The sequence below is a fragment of the Phocaeicola faecalis genome (assembly GCF_021730445.1).
In the GTDB taxonomy this organism is placed as follows: Bacteria; Bacteroidota; Bacteroidia; order Bacteroidales; family Bacteroidaceae; genus Phocaeicola; species Phocaeicola faecalis.
Genome location: NZ_JADNRM010000007.1, coordinates 158876 through 174088, shown reverse-complemented (window position 1 = coordinate 174088; position 15213 = coordinate 158876). Strand labels below are relative to the sequence as shown.

Annotated in this window: 17 protein-coding genes; all 17 read left to right on the top strand. The window is 42.6% G+C overall.

Translation table 11 applies throughout. The features are described from left to right. Nucleotides 1-6 precede the first annotated feature (6 nt). The 17 genes from IR173_RS09470 to IR173_RS09390 all read left to right on the top strand — a co-directional run bounded on the left by IR173_RS09470 (nucleotide 7) and on the right by IR173_RS09390 (nucleotide 15183). On the top strand, nucleotides 7-1557 hold the full coding sequence (locus IR173_RS09470) for a VapE domain-containing protein (RefSeq protein ID WP_449580136.1): 1551 nt from the start codon (nucleotides 7-9) through the stop codon (nucleotides 1555-1557). Between the two features lie 153 nt (nucleotides 1558-1710). Then, complete coding sequence (gene map / locus IR173_RS09465; protein WP_237039393.1) at nucleotides 1711-2565, top strand: type I methionyl aminopeptidase; 855 nt, start codon at nucleotides 1711-1713, stop codon at nucleotides 2563-2565. A gap of 22 nt (nucleotides 2566-2587) precedes the next feature. After that, on the top strand, nucleotides 2588-3607 hold the full coding sequence (gene tsaD / locus IR173_RS09460; RefSeq protein WP_237039392.1) for a tRNA (adenosine(37)-N6)-threonylcarbamoyltransferase complex transferase subunit TsaD: 1020 nt from the start codon (nucleotides 2588-2590) through the stop codon (nucleotides 3605-3607). Nucleotides 3608-3633: 26 nt separating this feature from the next. Beyond that, nucleotides 3634-4134, top strand: a complete 501-nt coding sequence (locus tag IR173_RS09455; RefSeq protein WP_237039391.1) for a CinA family protein — start codon at nucleotides 3634-3636, stop codon at nucleotides 4132-4134. 104 nt (nucleotides 4135-4238) lie between these two features. Then, a complete protein-coding gene (gene rpmB, locus IR173_RS09450; protein ID WP_005841284.1) occupies nucleotides 4239-4499 on the top strand; it encodes a 50S ribosomal protein L28 in 261 nt (86 codons plus the stop codon). Nucleotides 4500-4519: 20 nt separating this feature from the next. Continuing rightward, nucleotides 4520-4708, top strand: a complete 189-nt coding sequence (gene rpmG / locus IR173_RS09445) for a 50S ribosomal protein L33 (protein ID WP_005841291.1) — start codon at nucleotides 4520-4522, stop codon at nucleotides 4706-4708. A 9-nt stretch (nucleotides 4709-4717) separates the two neighbouring features. Next, nucleotides 4718-4873: a DUF4295 domain-containing protein gene (locus IR173_RS09440; RefSeq protein WP_005841293.1), complete on the top strand. Its 156-nt coding sequence runs from the start codon at nucleotides 4718-4720 to the stop codon at nucleotides 4871-4873. Between the two features lie 172 nt (nucleotides 4874-5045). After that, complete coding sequence (gene ftsY, locus IR173_RS09435; protein ID WP_237039390.1) at nucleotides 5046-6008, top strand: signal recognition particle-docking protein FtsY; 963 nt, start codon at nucleotides 5046-5048, stop codon at nucleotides 6006-6008. Beyond that, nucleotides 6009-7307 (top strand): 30S ribosomal protein S12 methylthiotransferase RimO, encoded by a 1299-nt coding sequence (rimO, locus tag IR173_RS09430; RefSeq protein WP_237039389.1) that lies wholly within the window; start codon nucleotides 6009-6011, stop codon nucleotides 7305-7307. 74 nt (nucleotides 7308-7381) lie between these two features. After that, nucleotides 7382-7654, top strand: a complete 273-nt coding sequence (locus tag IR173_RS09425) for an HU family DNA-binding protein (protein WP_005938697.1) — start codon at nucleotides 7382-7384, stop codon at nucleotides 7652-7654. A gap of 31 nt (nucleotides 7655-7685) precedes the next feature. After that, complete coding sequence (locus tag IR173_RS09420; RefSeq protein WP_237039388.1) at nucleotides 7686-8990, top strand: HU family DNA-binding protein; 1305 nt, start codon at nucleotides 7686-7688, stop codon at nucleotides 8988-8990. A gap of 194 nt (nucleotides 8991-9184) precedes the next feature. Beyond that, complete coding sequence (locus IR173_RS09415; protein WP_237039387.1) at nucleotides 9185-10180, top strand: AAA family ATPase; 996 nt, start codon at nucleotides 9185-9187, stop codon at nucleotides 10178-10180. Nucleotides 10181-10443: 263 nt separating this feature from the next. Beyond that, the gene (locus IR173_RS09410; protein ID WP_237039386.1) at nucleotides 10444-11313 is read left to right on the top strand and encodes a DUF58 domain-containing protein; all 870 of its coding nucleotides are present in this window, start codon (nucleotides 10444-10446) and stop codon (nucleotides 11311-11313) included. A 5-nt stretch (nucleotides 11314-11318) separates the two neighbouring features. Then, entirely contained in the window at nucleotides 11319-12416 is a 1098-nt protein-coding gene (locus IR173_RS09405; protein ID WP_237039385.1) for a BatD family protein, read from the top strand. Between the two features lie 19 nt (nucleotides 12417-12435). Beyond that, nucleotides 12436-13434 carry a vWA domain-containing protein gene (locus tag IR173_RS09400; protein WP_237039384.1) on the top strand — a complete coding sequence of 333 codons (999 nt, stop codon included), beginning with the start codon at nucleotides 12436-12438 and terminating at the stop codon, nucleotides 13432-13434. A 12-nt stretch (nucleotides 13435-13446) separates the two neighbouring features. Further along, complete coding sequence (locus tag IR173_RS09395) at nucleotides 13447-14469, top strand: vWA domain-containing protein (RefSeq protein ID WP_237039383.1); 1023 nt, start codon at nucleotides 13447-13449, stop codon at nucleotides 14467-14469. Nucleotides 14470-14475: 6 nt separating this feature from the next. Continuing rightward, nucleotides 14476-15183: a tetratricopeptide repeat protein gene (locus tag IR173_RS09390; RefSeq protein WP_237039382.1), complete on the top strand. Its 708-nt coding sequence runs from the start codon at nucleotides 14476-14478 to the stop codon at nucleotides 15181-15183. The last annotated feature ends 30 nt before the right edge of the window (nucleotides 15184-15213 follow it).

Genomic DNA, 15213 nt, shown 5'->3' with positions numbered 1-15213 from the left:
CACTACATCGTTTCCGATGAGGACGGAGTGAAGGAAGTGGACAAGTCACAGGTTCTTCTTGCTGAAAACGGCAAGGGAAATTTGTTGGAAAGCAGAGACGTCTTTTCCGGATGTCCGGCAGACTTAACAGAAGAAACGGAGGAAGATTCCGTGCGACCGGGAAGCGTTCGAAAGGTCATGAATACTGTAGGCTCGAAAGACATTAAAAAGGAAGTCGAACCAACATCTTTGGAAGATATCCGAAAGGAACTCAGAGTGAAGTCCTCGAAATATATTGAAAATAAAATCGGAGTGATATCTTTGGAAGACATCCGAAAGGAGGCTGAACTGAAATCCTTGAAAGACACTGAAAAGGAAGCCGCGCCAATATCTCCGGAAGAAACTGTTAAGAAGGCGAAATCACGCTCCTTGATGCAGGAAGTGACCGCTTTCCTTACCTCCCGCTACCACTTCCGATTCAACGTGCTGACCGAAGAGACCGAGGTAGCGGGCGTGGAACACAATATTCCCGATGACCACTTGCGCTACGCCAAAGTGGACGAACGGTGGATGAACTCGCTCAGTCTGGAAGCCATCGAAGCGGGCATAGACTGCTGGGACAGGGACATCCAACGCTTTGTGCGCTCGCGCCGCATCAGCGAATACCATCCCTTTACCGCCTACTTTGAGCAGCTTCCCGAATGGGACGGCACCGACCGGGTGTCGGCACTCGCCCGCAGGGTGTCTGATGACCCGGTATGGGTGAACGGTTTCCACCGCTGGATGCTGGGACTCTCCGCCCAATGGATGCAGTTCCGGCCGGATACCAACCGCGCCAACAGCGTGGCACCCCTGCTGGTGAGCAGTCGTCAGGGACTGGGGAAAAGTACGTTCTGCCGCCTGTTGATGCCCGATGCGCTGAAAGCCTATTATACAGAGAGTTACGACCTCAGTTCCCCGGCATCCGCCGAAGCCAGGTTAGCTGCCTACGGCCTGATTAATCTGGATGAATTCGACAAGTTGGGTGCGTCCAAAATGCCCCTGCTGAAGAATCTGATGCAGGCTTCCGCACTGAATATTCGCAAGGCCTACAAACGCAGTGCTTCGGCACTTCCCCGCATCGCCTCGTTCATCGGCACCAGTAACCGGGAAGACTTGTTGGTGGACCGCACCGGCTCGCGACGTTTTCTCTGTGTCAGTCTGGAGCACGCCATAGACTGCACCACCCCCATAGAGCATGAGCAACTGTACGCCCAACTCAAGGCGGAGCTTCTGTCCGGTGAACGCAGCTGGTTTAACAAGGAAGAGGAACAAGCCATACAGCAACACAACGCATTGTTCTACAAGCATGTACCCGAAGAGGAGGTGTTCCGCCTCTGTTTCCGCTTTGCCACGGAAGAGGACCATCCGCAGGAGGTGCTGACCCTTTCCGCAACTCAGTTGTTCGAGCGGATGAAGTCCGCACATCCTTCAGCCATGAGGGGCATGACGGCCTACAGCCTGAGCCGCATCCTGCCCCAGTTGGGCGAGCGGGTGCATACTGCCAAGGGGAATGTGTATCGGGTGGTGGAATGCTAGGCATACGCCTTTCTTCTTATTCAGATGGCCCCATTTCCACATATCTTTTCGAAATGAATTAAACTTTTATTTCATAGACTGTTATATAATAAACAAATAAATATTATCTTTGCCAGTCAATAGTAAGCATTTACTGGATTACAAACAAAATAAATGAAAAGAAATAAAGTAAACTGGAGAGTTCCTAAAGGTGTGGAACTCACAGACTTAGATAAGAAGGTTCTTTATTATCAGGATAAAGGACATTTGGTTCCCACAAGGGAACTAATCAAAACCCCTGAACAAATAGAAGGTATACGCCGAAGCGGAATCATTAATACCGGAGTCCTGGATTTAGTGGAAAAAGAAATCCATGCCGGTATGAGCACTCTCGAAATTGATAAGTTGGTGTATGATTACACCATATCACACGGTGGTATTCCCGCTACATTAGGTTATGAAGGTTTTCCAAAAAGCTGCTGCACCTCCATTAATGAAGTGGTATGCCATGGTATCCCCAGTGAATTTGATATTTTGGAAGAAGGAGACATTATAAATGTAGACTGTACCACTATTTTGGATGGTTATTATGCCGATGCCTCACGTATGTTTATTATCGGAAAGACCACCCCTAAAAAAGAAAAATTAGTGCAAGTAGCCAAAGAGTGTTTGGAAATCGGTATGGAAGCAGCCAAACCTTTTGGATTTGTAGGCGATATAGGTCATGCTATTGAGAAACATGCCAAAAAGAATGGTTTTTCCGTAGTACGTGACCTCTGTGGACACGGTGTGGGAGTGGAGTTTCACGAAGAACCGGATGTAGAACACTTCGGAAAGAAGGGGACAGGCATGTTATTGGTGCCAGGCATGGTCTTTACTATTGAACCCATGATTAACACCGGAACTTGGGAAGTATTTATAGACGAAGAGGATGGATGGACAGTAGTGACTGAAGATGAACTTCCTTCTGCGCAATGGGAACATACATTCCTTATGACGGAAAACGGACTTGAAATCCTTACACATTAATATATAATAAGGTATATAGATTATGGATACAATTATATTAGGTATAGAATCTTCTTGCGACGACACTTCTGCTGCTGTAATCAAAAACGGTGTCTTGTTGTCGAATGTCGTGTCCAGCCAGGCTGTCCACGAGGCGTATGGCGGTGTTGTTCCGGAATTGGCATCACGCGCACATCAACAAAATATTGTACCTGTAGTGCATGAAGCTTTGAAAAGGGCAGGAGTCACTAAAGAAGACCTAAGTGCAGTGGCTTTCACGCGTGGCCCCGGATTAATGGGCTCCTTATTGGTCGGGGTCTCTTTTGCCAAAGGGTTTGCCCGTTCCTTAAACATCCCAATGATTGATGTTAACCATCTGCAAGCCCATGTGTTAGCTCATTTCATTAAAGAAACAGAAGAAGATACGAACCAGCCTAAATTCCCATTTTTATGTCTCTTAGTATCGGGCGGCAATTCACAGATTATTTTGGTAAAAGCCTATAATGACATGGAAGTGTTGGGGCAAACCATTGATGATGCAGCCGGAGAAGCTATTGACAAATGCTCTAAAGTAATGGGGCTGGGCTATCCCGGTGGTCCCATCATTGACAAACTGGCCCGCCAAGGAAACCCGAAAGCATTTACATTCAGCAAACCGCATATTCCTGATTACAACTACAGCTTTAGCGGACTAAAAACTTCTTTCCTCTACTCCTTGCGCGATTGGTTGAAAGAAGATCCTGACTTTATCGAACATCATAAGAATGATTTGGCAGCTTCACTGGAAGCAACCGTTGTGGATATTCTGATGGACAAACTGAGGAAAGTAGCCAAAGCACACAAGATAAACGAAGTAGCTGTAGCCGGAGGAGTATCAGCCAACAACGGCTTGCGCAATTCATTCCATGAACACGCCGCCAAATATGGATGGAAAATATATATTCCAAAGTTCAGTTACACAACCGATAATGCAGCAATGATTGCCATTACCGGTTATTATAAGTATTTGGACAAAGATTTTTGCACCATTGACAAACCCGCATATTCACGGGTAACAATTTAATATTTATCAAAAAACAGTTTTTCGAAATGTCAGTAGAAGGTAAATTTTTAAGTAAAGAGATTAGCGAATTGTTTTGGAAAGAGAACCTGACACTCGCTACCGCCGAGAGCTGCACGGCAGGAAATGTGGCAGCCGCAATTACAGCCGTAGCCGGAACATCACACTTTTTCAAAGGTGGAATTATTGCCTATTCCAACGAAGTAAAAGAGAATTTATTAGGTGTGAGCCATGAAACATTAGAGACTTATGGAGCAGTAAGCGAAGAAACCGTTGTCGAAATGGTAAAAGGCGCGATGAAATCGATGAATTCCGACTGCGCAATTGCCACTTCAGGTATTGCCGGCCCGACAGGGGGTACTCCCGACAAACCGGTTGGCACCATTTGGATTGCCGCCGGATGTAAAGACAAAGTAATTACGCTCAAAATCGAAGGGGACGAAGGAAGAAACAAAAATATTGCAAATGCCACCCAAAATGCATTGCAATTACTCCGAAAATTGTTCCAAAACGAAGAAAATGAGCAATAAATGCAGAATTATTTGCCAAAAACCTTGTTTTATACAAATAAAAGTGCTTATTTTGCACTCCGTTTGAAACAAGTATTGAAAAAAACTATAAAAATAAGATAGCAATGTCGAAGATTTGTCAAATTACCGGAAAGAAAGCCATGATTGGCAACAATGTTTCACACTCTAAGAGAAGAACCAAAAGAACTTTTGATGTGAACTTGTTTACTAAGAAATTCTACTATGTAGAACAAGATTGCTGGATTAGCCTGAATATCTGTGCTAACGGCTTACGTGTGATTAATAAAAAAGGCCTGGATGCAGCGCTGAATGAAGCGGTTACCAAAGGCTATTGTGATTGGAAAAGCATCAAAATTATTGGTTAATTAAAAAGGAGAGATAGACTATGGCAAAGAAGGCTAAAGGTAATAGAGTACAGGTAATCCTTGAATGCACAGAAATGAAGGATAGTGGTATGCCGGGAACTTCTCGTTACATTACAACAAAGAATAGAAAAAATACCACTGAAAGATTGGAACTTAAGAAGTACAATCCTATTTTGAAAAGAGTAACAGTACACAAAGAAATTAAATAATTATAACCCATGGCAAAGAAAACAGTCGCAACCCTTCAGACAGGTAAAGAAGGACGTTCTTACACTAAGGTTATCAAGATGGTTAAATCTCCGAAGACTGGAGCATACATCTTCGATGAACAAATGGTACCTAACGAAAAAGTTCAAGACTTTTTCAAGAAATAATCCAATCACTCCGATTGGCAAAAAGTTCCTTTCACACAATGTGAAAGGAACTTTTTTTATGCATAACCGTTATCATTATCGCACATTATAACCAATCTTCTGACGCTTTTTTTTGTCCGTGTAAGAGATTAGTTATATCTTTGTAGCATAAACAGATAAATCAAACTCCAATATGGGATTTTTTAATTTTTTCTCGAAAGAAAAGAAGGAAACTTTAGACAAAGGATTGTCCAAAACCAAAGAAAGTGTATTTAGTAAGATAGCCCGCGCCGTGGCCGGTAAATCAAAAGTAGACGATGAAGTATTGGATAATCTGGAAGAAGTACTCATTACTTCCGATGTAGGTGTGGAAACTACTCTGAATATCATCAAGCGTATAGAAGACAGAGTGGCAAAGGATAAATATGTCAACACGCAAGAACTGAACAATATCCTTCGTGAAGAAATCGCTGCTTTGCTGACTGAAAATAATACGGTGGATTCAGAAGAATTCACAGTCCCCGCAGGCAAGAAACCTTATGTCATAATGGTAGTAGGTGTAAATGGAGTAGGTAAAACGACCACTATTGGAAAATTGGCCTACCAATTTAAGAAAGCAGGTAAATCTGTTTATCTTGGAGCTGCCGATACGTTCCGTGCCGCTGCCGTAGAGCAGTTGGATATTTGGGGGGAACGTGTTGGAGTGCCCGTTATCAAACAGAAGATGGGCTCAGACCCTGCCTCTGTTGCTTTTGATACCCTGAGTTCGGCTGTTGCCAACAACGCAGATGTTGTCATCATTGATACTGCCGGCCGTCTGCACAACAAAGTCAACTTGATGAATGAGTTGACTAAAATCAAGAATGTAATGAAAAAAGTAGTACCCGATGCTCCCCATGAAGTATTGCTGGTACTGGATGGCTCTACAGGACAAAATGCCTTTGAACAAGCCAAGCAGTTTACTCTTGCAACCGAAGTTACCGCTATGGCTATTACTAAACTTGACGGAACAGCAAAAGGTGGTGTAGTCATCGGCATTTCAGACCAATTTAAGATTCCTGTAAAATACATCGGATTGGGAGAAGGTATCGAAGACATGCAAGTATTCCGCAAAAAAGAATTTGTAGACTCACTATTTGGAGAGACAGAAAAATAAATGAAACGTAACACAATAGATATTATCACCTTAGGGTGTTCCAAAAACTTAGTAGACTCGGAAAAGCTGATGCGTCAGCTGGAAGCAAACGGTTACAAAGCAACTCATGACGCCGAAAATCCCCAAGGAGAAATTGCAGTTATCAATACTTGCGGCTTCATTGGGGATGCTAAAGAAGAATCCATCAACATGATATTGGAATTCTGTCAGGCTAAAGAGGAGGGAAGACTGAAGAAGCTCTATGTAATGGGGTGTCTATCCGAAAGATACTTGCAAGAGTTGGAGTTAGAAATTCCTCAAGTGGACAAGTTTTATGGTAAGTTCAATTGGAATGAACTACTTGCTGACTTAGGCAAAGCCTATAAATCGGAATTCGCCATTGAGCGTACACTGACCACTCCTCATCATTATGCTTATTTAAAAATATCGGAAGGCTGCGACAGGAAGTGTTCATATTGCGCTATCCCCATTATTACAGGCCGACACATCTCACGCCCGATGGAAGAAATCATCGATGAAGTGAAATTGCTTGTTTCTGAAGGGGTAAAGGAATTTCAGATTATAGCACAAGAATTAACCTATTATGGCATAGATTTATACAAAAGTCAGAAATTGCCCGAACTCATCGAAAGAATTGCCAATGTTCCGGGGGTGGAATGGATTCGCTTACACTACGCTTATCCGGCACACTTCCCTGAAGAACTGTTCAAGGTGATGCGCGAACACGATAATGTTTGCAAGTACATGGATATTGCTCTGCAACACATCAGCGATAATATGTTAAGCAAAATGCGCCGCCATGTGACAAAAGCAGAAACATACGATTTAATCGAGAAATTCCGTAAAGAAGTACCGGGTATCCATTTACGCACCACATTAATGGTAGGACATCCGGGTGAGAGTGAGGAAGATTTTGAAGAATTGAAGGAATTCATCAGAAAAGTACGATTTGACCGTATGGGAGCCTTTGCTTATTCGGAAGAAGAAGGTACATACGCTGCTCAAGAATATGTGGATTCTATTTCGCATGAGGTAAAGCAGCAACGATTGGATGAGTTGATGGCTATTCAACAGGAAATTGCCGGTGAGCTGAGTGCTGCAAAAATAGGGAAAGAATTCAAAGTAATCATCGACCGTCAGGAAGGAGAGTATTACATAGGCCGTACACAGTTTGATTCACCTGAAGTAGATCCTGAAGTTTTAATTAAAGCAGATGGAAAACATTTGAATACAGGCGAGTTCTATAACGTCCGAATTACAGATGCTGATGATTTCGACCTATATGGTAGCATTTTATAAGTAATTTCCTCCGAAAAGTTTGGAGAATGTTTGTTTTTTTATTAATATAGCAGCCAAATTAATAAGCTAAAGCCTTGAATAATAAAGAATTTATATCCGAACTTTCGCGTAGATTTGTATATACCAACAAAGATACAACTCAATTGGTATCCTCAGTGATAAGTATCATGACCCAACAGTTGCAAGATGGAAATACAGTTGCAATTCAGGGATTTGGTACTTTCGAGGTAAGAAAAAAGTTAGAACGCATTTCTATTAATCCTGCTACGCAACAACGTATGTTGATACCTCCCAAATTGGTATTGACATATAAACCGAGTGCGATATTAAAAGAAAAGTTTAAATAAATACCCCCTTAAGACATACAATTGACATACTATGAGTGACAAAATAACCATACAAGATATTATCGAACTTTTGGCAGAGAAACACGGCATGAGCAAAAAGGATGCCGAAGCCTTTGTTAAAGGAGTTTTTGACCTTATCGAAGAAGCATTGGCTTCTGAAAAGTATGTAAAAGTCAAGGGATTAGGTACTTTTAAACTAACAGAAGTAGAAAGCCGCGAAAGCGTTAATGTAAATACAGGTGAACGCTTTCAAATACAGGGGCACAACAAAATATCGTTTACTCCCGATACTACCATGAAGGATTTGATTAATAAACCGTTCGCACATTTTGAAACGGTTATCCTGAATGAGAATACCCAACTGGAAGATACGGAAACAGAATTTGAAGGAGAAAACGATGGAGAGGAGAGTGCGGAGGAAGTCATCTCCACCCCTGAAGTTCCAAAAGACGACGATGCCCACACTATCACCAGTGTATCCGACAATGGGGTTGATATTCAACCGGTAACCGATGTTGCCGAACCGGAAAAAACAATAGCGGCGGATGAAACAAGTAAAGTGGTGGAAGAGCAACAACCGACAGAGGAAAACCCTTTGGCGGAAGAAGCTCCGAAAGCAGTAGAAAAAACTTCGGAAGAAGAACCTGTCAACATTGCAGAAGCTGTAGTAGAAGCGCTTCAAGAAGAGAAAACAGTGTCGGAAACAATCACAGTGTCTGAGGCTGTTGCTTCGGAACCACAATTGGTAACAGTTCCGGAGGACTCGTTGAAAACTCCTGAAAAACCGTTGAAAGAGGAGAAGAAGAAAAGCCCATGGGGAATCATTATTGCAATTATTCTTGTCCTTTGCATTGCCGGCGGTATTTATTGGTTCATGCAATCATCATCAAATAAACAGCCGGTAAAGAAATCCGTTACTACAACACTACCACCTACTGTAAAAGAAGTGCCAAACGACTCCGTCAGTCTCCGGCAGCAGGATACCGCTTCGGTAAGTGACTTGCAGACAAAAGAACCGGTTCAACCACAACCGGCAGAGACTCCTTTGCAGCAGCAACCGACAAAACCGGAAAGCCATTCCTCCGTAAAGTCAGCCGTCAATCAAGAGATAGCCAAAGTGACACTGGCGGACACTGTAGAGTATGACATTGTGGGCACCATGACCAATTATACCCTTCAAGAAGGAGAAAGTCTCATAAAATTAGCACTGAAATTTTATGGAACAAAGAAGTTGTGGCCATACATTGTAAAGCATAACAAAAACGTAATCAAAGATGCTGACAGAGTCCCCATCGGAACAACATTACGCATCCCGGAATTGACTCCAAAGAAGTAATAAACCACCGCTAATTTTCATTTTAAAATTCTTTAGCCCAATATCCTTTAAAAAGTAGAGATGCGCTTTACTTTTTTAATAAAAATTAGTTGCCTCAGTTAATTAATTACCGTAATTTTGGCTGCGTTAATCGAACAAGGCCGTCGCAAGGCCGTTATAATGATTTAAAAAAGAAATAACTAAATAACAAAATTATGGCTGAAGCAATTGATATTCGCGAACTAAACGAACGAATTGAAAGACAAAGTGCGTTTGTAACCAACTTGATGACCGGTATGGATCAGGTTATCGTAGGTCAAAAACATTTGGTAGAATCTTTACTTATCGGTTTGTTGTCCGATGGTCACATCCTGTTGGAAGGTGTTCCGGGTCTGGCAAAGACCTTAGCAATCAAGACTCTTGCATCATTGATAGATGCCAAGTACAGCCGAATCCAGTTTACACCGGACTTACTCCCGGCCGACGTTATCGGTACCATGATTTATAGTCAGAAAGATGAGAGATTCATCGCTAAGAAAGGACCGATATTCGCCAACTTCGTATTGGCAGATGAAATCAACCGTGCTCCGGCCAAAGTGCAAAGTGCTTTGCTGGAAGCTATGCAGGAACGTCAGGTTACACTGAGTAAGGAAACATTCCTGTTGCCCGAACCATTTCTTGTAATGGCTACCCAAAACCCGATTGAACAGGAAGGTACTTACCCATTGCCTGAAGCACAAGTAGACCGCTTTATGCTGAAAGTCATTATAGACTATCCGAAACTGGAAGAAGAAAAGAAAATTATCCGTCAAAACATCAGTGGCGAAAAGATTGAAGTCCGCCCCATTTTGAAGTCGGAAGATATTATGGAAGCTCGCAAAGTCGTTCGGCAAGTATACTTGGACGAAAAGATTGAGCAATACATTGCCGATATCGTATTCGCAACCCGCTATCCTGAAAAGTATGATTTGAAAGAACTGAAAGATATGATTGGTTTTGGTGGTTCACCTCGTGCTTCCATCAATTTGGCTTTAGCTGCACGCAGTTATGCGTTCATCAAGCGTCGCGGCTATGTCATTCCCGAAGATGTGCGCGCTGTTGCCCATGACGTACTTCGCCACCGTATCGGTCTGACTTACGAGGCAGAAGCCAGCAACATGACTTCTGACGAAATCATCAGCAAGATTCTGAACAAGGTGGAAGTGCCTTAAAGAATAAGATTTCTGCAGGATATCAAGTACTTTTTTGTGGATATAACCGTGTTTGCAAGCATTGCATCTGCGGAGATAAACATCATACAGCAGATTTCCTGCGGAAAAGAAGATTAACAAGCCGAAGAAAAGCTCGGAACAACAGTAAAAGTTTATCATTTCATAATAGTGGAATGATAAAGGCATCGGTATATCATCCTATTTCCATGATGAGAAAGGGAAAATCCGATGCACTTGAAAACAAATAACTTAGTACGAACAGTATGGAAACAAGTGATTTATTAAAACGGGTTCGCCAGATTGAAATCAAGACACGCGGACTTTCGAATAATATCTTTGCCGGGCAGTATCACTCTGCATTCAAGGGTAAAGGTATGTCATTCTCGGAAGTGCGTGAGTATCAGTATGGTGACGATGTTAGAGATATAGATTGGAACGTGACCGCACGCTATAACAAGCCCTTTGTAAAAGTGTTTGAAGAGGAACGCGAATTGACGGTCATGCTCCTGATTGACGTTTCGAATAGCTTGGATTTCGGTACGGTGAAACAGATGAAGAAGGATATGGTAACCGAGATTGCCGCCACTCTAGCATTCTCCGCTATTCAGAACAACGATAAAATTGGCGTCATTTTCTTTTCGGATCGGATTGAAAAGTTCATTCCACCCAAGAAAGGACGCAAACATATTCTGTATATCATCCGCGAACTGCTTGACTTTAAGCCCGAAAGTAAGCGTACAGATATCAAAATGGCAGTGGAATATCTGACCAATGTAATAAAGAAACGTTGCACTACCTTTATGCTGAGTGACTTTATTGATGAAAAGGACTTCCGCAATGCATTGACTATTGCCAACCGCAAGCATGATATTGTCGCCATTCAGGTATACGACCGCCGAATCACCGATCTTCCCGATGTGGGTTTAATGAAGGTACGCGATGCTGAAACGGGACACGAACAATGGATTGATACCTCGTCTCGTACCTTGCGACGCACACACAACGAATGGTGGTTACAACGTCAGGGTACGCTGAACGAAACCTTTACAAAAAGCAATGTAGACTCTGTATCTATCCGCACCGATCAGGATTACGTAAAAGCGTTGCTTAACTTATTTGCTAAACGAAACTAATGAACATGAAGATAATACATACTAGCAAAAAGTTCTTGAAAGTATTGGCTTGTGCCACGATGCTGCTGACAGCACATCAGGCACAGGCACAACAGGTTACAGTGGATGCAAGCATCGACTCTCTACAGCTTCTTATCGGCGAACAGGCCAAAATAAAGTTGGAAGTCAGTATGGATGCCAATCAAAAATTGATACTTCCCGCTTTGCGTGACACCATTGTGAGGGGAGTGGAAATTCTTGATATTGCCAAGCCTGATACCCAAATATTGAACGATGGACGGCGAATGCTCATCAAACAAGAATATACTATCACTTCTTTCGACTCGGCACTTTACTATCTGCCGCCTCTCGAAGTGTTGGTTAACAATCAGGCATACCGTTCAAAAGCATTGGCACTGAAGGTTTATTCCATTCCGGTCGATACACTTCATCCCGAGCAGTTTTTCGGTCCGAAAACAGTTCGCGAGGTTCCCCTCACTTGGGAGGATATTTCAACTATTGTGTGGCTCGTGTTGCTGATGTGGGCATTGGCGGGACTGGGGTATTATTTATATGTAAGATATAAAGATAATAAGCCTATTATCAAGAAAATAAAGGTAGAACCGAAATTACCGCCCCATCAACAGGCATTACAGGAAATAGAGCGTATCAAGAGCAATAAAACATTGCGCAGCACCGACCCGAAAGAGTATTACACAGAGCTGACCGATGTGCTTCGCAACTATATGGCAGAACGTTTCGGATTTAACGCAATGGAGATGACTTCTTCCGAAATTATTGATAAACTGCAGGATATCAGTGACAAAGAATCTATCAAAGACTTGATGTTCCTGTTCCAAACTGCTGACCTTGTAAAATTCGCCAAACATTCACCGCTGATGAATGAAAACGATATGAACTTAGTCAATGCGGTAGACTTTATCAACAACACCAAGGTGGAACCGGATCCGAATGCCAAACCCGAACCTACGGAAATCACCGTGGAAGAAAAGCGTTCAAAACAAGGAAGAATTATCTTGCTGAGCAGCATAGGAGTGATTGTCATTGCTATCGTAGTGATTCTCTATCAGGTGCTTCGCGGCATATACAATCTCTGGTTTTAACTCATAAATACTAGAAACAATGATTTTTGCAAATATTGAATATCTATTTCTGCTGGTATTACTCATACCTTATATAATATGGTATGTGATGAGGAGGCAAAAGACTGAGCCCACACTCCAAGTCTCTACCACCCGCATGTATATGAAGGCACCCCGAAGCTGGAAAATTTACCTGCTGCATGCCCCATTTGTGCTCCGCATAGTAGCTATCGTTATGGTAATCCTTATTTTGGCACGCCCTCAGACCACTGACAACTGGCAGAATACCGAAATAGAAGGTATCGACATCATGCTGGCAGTAGACGTTTCTACCAGTATGCTGGCTGAGGACTTGAAACCTAACCGCTTGGAAGCTGCCAAACAAGTGGCATCCGAATTTATCAACGGCCGTCCAAACGATAATATCGGTCTGACCATCTTTGCCGGCGAAAGTTTCACCCAATGTCCGTTGACGGTAGACCACGGAGTACTGCTGAATCTTTTTAACGGTATCAAAGGTGACATTGCCCAGCGCGGATTGATAGAAGACGGTACCGCCATCGGTATGGGCATCGCTAATGCGGTAACCCGACTGAAAGACAGCAAAGCAAAGTCCAAAGTGATTATTCTGCTGACAGACGGTAGTAACAACCGTGGAGACATTTCTCCAATGACCGCTGCCGAAATCGCCAAAAAATTTGGTATCAGAATTTACACCATCGGGGTAGGTACTAACGGAACAGCTCCTTATCCGATGCAAACATACGCAGGAACACAATATGTGAATATTCCTGTGGAAATTGATGAGAAGACTTTGACCGAAATTGCCGGAGCAACAAACGGGAACTATTTCCGTGCTACCAGTAACTCTAAGCTAAAGGAAGTTTATCAGGAGATTGACAAACTGGAGAAAACGAAGTTGAACGTAAAAGAGTTCAGCAAACGCGAAGAAGAATACCAGATATTTGCCTGGGTTGCTTTTTTCTGTATTCTGCTCGAAATCTTATTGCGCAACTCAGTATTAAAGAAAATACCTTAAAAACAAGAAGTTATGTTTCGATTTGCAGACCCGAACTTTTTATATTTGCTCATCATACTGCCTTTTGTAGTAGCGCTGTACTTGTATTCCAATTACCGCCGCCGCCAAAACATTCGCAAGTATGGTGATCCGGCATTACTCAAACAGTTGATGCCGACTATCTCCAAATATCGCCCTGACATTAAGTTTTGGCTGATTTTTACTGCGCTCACATTGGTAATCCTGATGTTGGCACGCCCCCAATTCGGTTCCAAGATGGAAACGGTAAAACGTAGTGGGGTAGAAGCTGTCATTGCATTGGATATCTCCAACTCAATGTTGGCGGAAGATGTGACTCCAAGTCGTCTGGACAAAGCAAAGAAGCTTATTTCCAGACTAGTGGATACATTCAACAATGATAAAGTAGGTTTAATCGTATTTGCCGGAGATGCATTCACGCAATTGCCCATTACGAGCGACTATGTGTCTGCCAAGATGTTTCTGGAGACCATCAATCCTTCGCTGATAACCACGCAAGGTACAGATATCGGTGCAGCTATTCGTTTAGCAATGAAAAGCTTTACTCCACAGGAAGGCGTGGGACGTGCCATTATAGTCATCACCGACGGTGAAAATCACGAAGGTGGTGCTGTGGAAGCTGCTAAGGAAGCAGCCGAAAAAGGTATGCAAGTGTTTGTATTGGGTATCGGCTCGCCCGACGGTTCTCCTATTCCTTCAGAAAGAGGCAGTAACGATTATCGCCGGGATAAAGATGGAAACGTCATTGTAACTCGTTTGAACGAGCAAATGTGTCAGGAAATAGCCAAAGCCGGCAATGGAATGTACATCCGCGTGGATAATTCCAACTCGGCAGAGAAAATACTGAACAACGAGATTGCTAAACTTTCGAAAGCCGATGTAGAAAGTCAAGTTTATACCGAATTTGATGAGCAATTCCAAGCATTGGCGTGGCTGATACTCATTCTGCTGATTGCAGAAATGCTTATTTTGGAACGGAAGAATCCGCTTTTCAAAAATGTGAGACTATTTAAATAAATGCTTATGTTACAGAAAACCTATATCACCCTGTTATTCTTGCTTGCGGCAGGAGGCAGTGCCTTTGCCCAAAAGACAGATAGAGATTATCTGCGTAGCGGAAACAAGCTGTACAACGACAGCTTGTTTGTCAAAGCGGAGGTGGATTATCGCAAAGCACTGGAAGTGAACCCGAAGTCGACGGATGCTATGTTCAACTTGGGCAATTCGCTCTTGATGCAACAAAAAGCAAAAGAAGCAATGGAACAATTTGAATCGGCTTCAAAGGTAGAAAAAGATAAGGATAAACTTGCTCAGATTTATCATAATATGGGTGTCATCCTTCAGGCTTCCAAACAATATCCCCAATGCATCGAGGCCTATAAAGAGTCTTTGCGCAATAATCCGAAAGACAATGAAACGCGCTATAATCTCGCTTTGGCACAGAAATTACTAAAAGACCAGCAACAAAACCAGCAAAATCAAGACCAGAACAAAGATCAAAAACAGGATCAGAAAGACGACCAGAAAGACCAAAACAAAGATCAGCAAAATCAAGATAAGAAAGACCAGCAACAGAACCAAAATCAACAACAGCAACAGAATAAGGATGAAATGTCCAAAGAAAATGCCCAGCAATTGTTGAATGCGGTGATGCAGGATGAGAAGAATGTGCAGGATAAAGTGAAAAAACAAATGCAAATTCGAGGAAAGAAGTTGGATAAAGACTGGTAATTGTTTAATTTTGACGATTAAAATAACTAA

What these genes read in the sequence shown, in the direction of transcription:
- map (WP_237039393.1), top strand. Translation starts at nt 1,711, where the DNA reads ATGAAAAGAAATAAAGTAAACTGGAGAGTTCCTAAAGGTGTGGAACTC.
- tsaD (WP_237039392.1), top strand. Translation starts at nt 2,588, where the DNA reads ATGGATACAATTATATTAGGTATAGAATCTTCTTGCGACGACACTTCT.
- IR173_RS09455 (WP_237039391.1), top strand. Translation starts at nt 3,634, where the DNA reads ATGTCAGTAGAAGGTAAATTTTTAAGTAAAGAGATTAGCGAATTGTTT.
- rpmB (WP_005841284.1), top strand. Translation starts at nt 4,239, where the DNA reads ATGTCGAAGATTTGTCAAATTACCGGAAAGAAAGCCATGATTGGCAAC.
- rpmG (WP_005841291.1), top strand. Translation starts at nt 4,520, where the DNA reads ATGGCAAAGAAGGCTAAAGGTAATAGAGTACAGGTAATCCTTGAATGC.
- IR173_RS09440 (WP_005841293.1), top strand. Translation starts at nt 4,718, where the DNA reads ATGGCAAAGAAAACAGTCGCAACCCTTCAGACAGGTAAAGAAGGACGT.
- ftsY (WP_237039390.1), top strand. Translation starts at nt 5,046, where the DNA reads ATGGGATTTTTTAATTTTTTCTCGAAAGAAAAGAAGGAAACTTTAGAC.
- rimO (WP_237039389.1), top strand. Translation starts at nt 6,009, where the DNA reads ATGAAACGTAACACAATAGATATTATCACCTTAGGGTGTTCCAAAAAC.
- IR173_RS09420 (WP_237039388.1), top strand. Translation starts at nt 7,686, where the DNA reads ATGAGTGACAAAATAACCATACAAGATATTATCGAACTTTTGGCAGAG.
- IR173_RS09415 (WP_237039387.1), top strand. Translation starts at nt 9,185, where the DNA reads ATGGCTGAAGCAATTGATATTCGCGAACTAAACGAACGAATTGAAAGA.
- IR173_RS09410 (WP_237039386.1), top strand. Translation starts at nt 10,444, where the DNA reads ATGGAAACAAGTGATTTATTAAAACGGGTTCGCCAGATTGAAATCAAG.
- IR173_RS09405 (WP_237039385.1), top strand. Translation starts at nt 11,319, where the DNA reads ATGAAGATAATACATACTAGCAAAAAGTTCTTGAAAGTATTGGCTTGT.
- IR173_RS09400 (WP_237039384.1), top strand. Translation starts at nt 12,436, where the DNA reads ATGATTTTTGCAAATATTGAATATCTATTTCTGCTGGTATTACTCATA.
- IR173_RS09395 (WP_237039383.1), top strand. Translation starts at nt 13,447, where the DNA reads ATGTTTCGATTTGCAGACCCGAACTTTTTATATTTGCTCATCATACTG.
- IR173_RS09390 (WP_237039382.1), top strand. Translation starts at nt 14,476, where the DNA reads ATGTTACAGAAAACCTATATCACCCTGTTATTCTTGCTTGCGGCAGGA.